Source organism: Megasphaera sp. DJF_B143 (genome assembly GCF_900320625.1).
In the GTDB taxonomy this organism is placed as follows: Bacteria; Bacillota; Negativicutes; order Veillonellales; family Megasphaeraceae; genus Megasphaera; species Megasphaera hexanoica.
On the sequence record NZ_ONTA01000318.1, the window covers coordinates 1 to 3329 of the forward strand.

Consider the following 3329-nt stretch of genomic DNA (forward strand, 5'->3'; position numbering starts at 1 on the left):
ATCTTTTTTATATCCGTCTTTTCATCAATGCCCACGTAGGTTAACGCTTCTTTGTCACTGCGCTGCAAAGGAACGCCTTCTTTGACGTAAATGCGATAGCCAGGCTGGTCTTCGCAAATCGTTTCAATGCAATTGCGTATCTTACGCTTCAAGCAGACATCGGTAACCAGGCCGTATCCGGTTTCCGGGTCTACGCGCGGCATATTGCCGGCATCGGGATCTCCATTGGGATTGCCATTTTCTACGTCAAACAGGATGGTAAATTCATAGCGATTCTTAATGGGTTCGGACATCTTATTTTTCCTCCTTTTTCATATACCGTTTCTGGGTCTGATGGTAATAGCCTAAAATAAATAAGCCTTGATCGTTCAAATTCATCCGCGCCGGAATAGGCTGGCCATTCATCTCGATTTTCCCTTCCAATTCTGTGACCATTTTTTCAAGAGTAATTTTTAAGCCCTTTCTATCATTCAATTTGCGTAAATGGTGATTGGCCATTTTCAACAAAATTGGAAATACCCATCCCGGGGTCGCAGCCGCACTATTAAAAAATCGATCCTTAATCGTGCTATTTATTCCTTTCCGATTCTTTTCTGAGTCGGGAACCTTACCGCGTCCATTATCTTTTTCATGGGCTTTTTCCTGAATTTGTTCCAATACAGAGAACAGTCGGCCTAATACATAGGCCGTATTCGTACTTTCTTCATTCAATGCCACAGTTACTTCCTCTCCTTTCGGAAAATTCTTCAATAAACAAGCCTTGATGATGGCGGCTTTTTCGGCACTAATTTTATAGATATGCTTATCTTTATCATCCTGGTCTGCTTTGACTCTCAACATGACGCTATTGTATAAAGCCTGCGGGTAAGGCGTATCCGAGAGGATGCTGCGCATCACAGCCCCTGCCAGAAGCGGGGATGCTGCTTTATCTTTACTTTTTTTATTTACCGTTTCCCCCAACAGTCTCCATAATGGCAGGTAGGCCCGATGACGCTGAGGCATAACGATTTCCAGTCTCTCATAATGCCTGCGCACATGGTCGATAAAATGACCGAATGTGTCCTGCAAGAAAAAGCGGACCGAAAGCCTTGCCGCATTGGGAGACAGTCCCAGGATATAAAAAGGCGTATCCGGGTGGATGGGGACACCGTGAAAATCAAAGGGCATCCCGTTTTGGATATGCGAAAACAAGGCATCCAGGGTCTCATCGTCGATGGCATCGTCATCTTCAAAAACGGCGCTATGAAGCAAATCCTGATAGGCTTCTTCCCCCTCGGCTGCCCAATAGACAACGGTCGTATTGCCAATGACCTTACAGTGCTTTTCATCGGCAATAAGCTGATTCAATGCCGTCGTATAGGCAAAAGCGGCATGTTCGCTGACAGGGGCATTATAGCACTGCCCCCCTGAATGACCGTATGATTCAAAAGCATCTGCGTTGAAAGATACTAAGGAAGCTCCTGAGGACTGAGCGCCGCGGACGCCTTTGATATTGGGATGGATGCGGGCAATGGGCGCTATTTTCCCCGTGACCAAACACTGCCCTTCGACAGCATCAGCAGATGGCTGATTATAATGGGCATCCCAGGCAGCCCTGATGGGTTCATCATCTTTGACAAAGACACCTTCGACGGCATACATTACATTGGCTGTCAACAGGTTGGTGGCCAGATAGGGTTTCAACACGGGATGATTTTCTGCTGTTTCCGGCTTCCACATCGTAAAGAACCGCTTCAATGCCTCTGCTGACGGCGTGTGGACAGCTTCTAAGATATCCAAATGATATTTTTTCATCGCTTCAAAACAAGCTATACTCCGTTTTTTCTCTTTTTCCCATTTGGCTGCCGCATCTTCTGCCATATCCGCTGTCTTCATGTCTTTAGGCAGCCCCAGGCAATAAGCGGCATTGGCCCACAGGAACTGCGGCCGGATACCCGATGATTTTTTCACGCCTTCCGGCAGCATATGGACCGTAGGCACGGATACCGTCTTTTTCCCCCGCATCACTTCTTTTTCTAAGGATAGGATTCCGATGACTTCGCCCTGCTGATTCAGATTGACAGCATAGGAAATCTTATAGTCCCCCCACCCCGGCTTGGCAATAGCTCCCTGCCGGGCTAAGGTTTCATAATACGCTACCAACGATTGTAAAATCATGAGTGCACCTCACAATCCCGCAAATCCAGGACCCCATTATGTAAGGTCGCTTTGAAGAACATAGGCCGTATGTGCTGTAAATCGGAATAATCCATGTCATACAGCATATAGCCTAATTCCTTATCTTCCCCGGCATAGGCTGTCGGCACACTGTCAAATTCGTATTCCCGGAAATTGACAGGAAATTCCCGGCAGCCAAAATAAGGCGTATGATAACATTGTCCCCGCTTCAAGCGGCGGCGGATGATATCCTGGAACTTTCCAGCATTGTCAGAAGCATTGGCCTTATCGGTCAGTTCAAAATGCGCTTCGATGACATAATGCACCTTGCACAGTACCATAGAAGCCCGCTGCTGGATTTCTTCTTTCGTACTCAAATACAAGTCCACATTTTTCTTAGTCATCGCCTGCTTGGCCGCTCTGGCGCTGGCCTTTGCCTTGACTTCATTGCGGCGGATATTGGTGAACCGGATAGGACTGAGAACATAGATTTTATCAATAATCCATTTGAGTCCGGGATGCCAATAAATCGCCTCAATGATGCCTCGTGCCGCAGACGGCGTCATGACATCATAACTGACGCGTTCTGTTTTCATTTCCGGCCGGGAGAATAAGGCATAATCTCCCCAAACTTCTACTCGTATTGCCATATCATCATCTCCCTAATTTATAAAAAGATGCCTATTCCATCTTCCATATTGACGACGAGCCCCGTATCCGGATCATATGCTGCCGGATCCGTTAGTACGTACAATCCAAACTCCAACGCTTCCAGCTTATTCGTTTCCTCTAGTTTCCTGAACTGATTCTCATAGACGCCGACCATATATTGATTCGCCTTACGGAGTATGGACCGGTTGCAAACACCGCTTCTCAATTGTGCCAGGATTTTCTGGTTGTCCAGGTCATCATCTATGGGAATAAAAACGGTCCGGCTGTCTTCTTCTATCAGTTTGAAATCTTTTGCAATCTCTGTAAAGGCCGGTTTATTCACTTCTAATCGTTTTAACACATCTTTACTGTCCAGCTGGTCTTCGCCAAGCGTATAATGGAGCTGGTCGAAATACGCTTTAATACTCTCTGCACTGGCTATGTCGGCATGGTCCTTCGCCACCATCTGGGTTATTTCGATAGGACGCCGCACGAAAGCCGGAATCCGGTTCATAGGTTTA

Annotated in this window: 3 protein-coding genes and 1 pseudogene; all 4 read right to left on the reverse strand. The window is 46.7% G+C overall.

What is annotated here, in order from left to right:
- The coding region (locus tag DBO31_RS09085) for a type I CRISPR-associated protein Cas7 (protein ID WP_200817512.1) at positions 1-293 on the reverse strand (293 nt) is incomplete at its 3' end.
- Position 294: 1 nt separating this feature from the next.
- Complete coding sequence (gene cas8c / locus DBO31_RS09090; RefSeq protein ID WP_150824994.1) at positions 295-2157, reverse strand: type I-C CRISPR-associated protein Cas8c/Csd1; 1863 nt, start codon at positions 2155-2157, stop codon at positions 295-297.
- Positions 2154-2807 (reverse strand): type I-C CRISPR-associated protein Cas5c, encoded by a 654-nt coding sequence (gene cas5c, locus DBO31_RS09095; protein ID WP_014016933.1) that lies wholly within the window; start codon positions 2805-2807, stop codon positions 2154-2156. The genes cas8c and cas5c overlap by 4 nt, the downstream gene beginning before the upstream one ends.
- Positions 2808-2824: 17 nt before the next feature.
- Positions 2825-3329 (reverse strand): annotated as a pseudogene (locus DBO31_RS09100) (CRISPR-associated helicase/endonuclease Cas3); the annotation flags it as partial.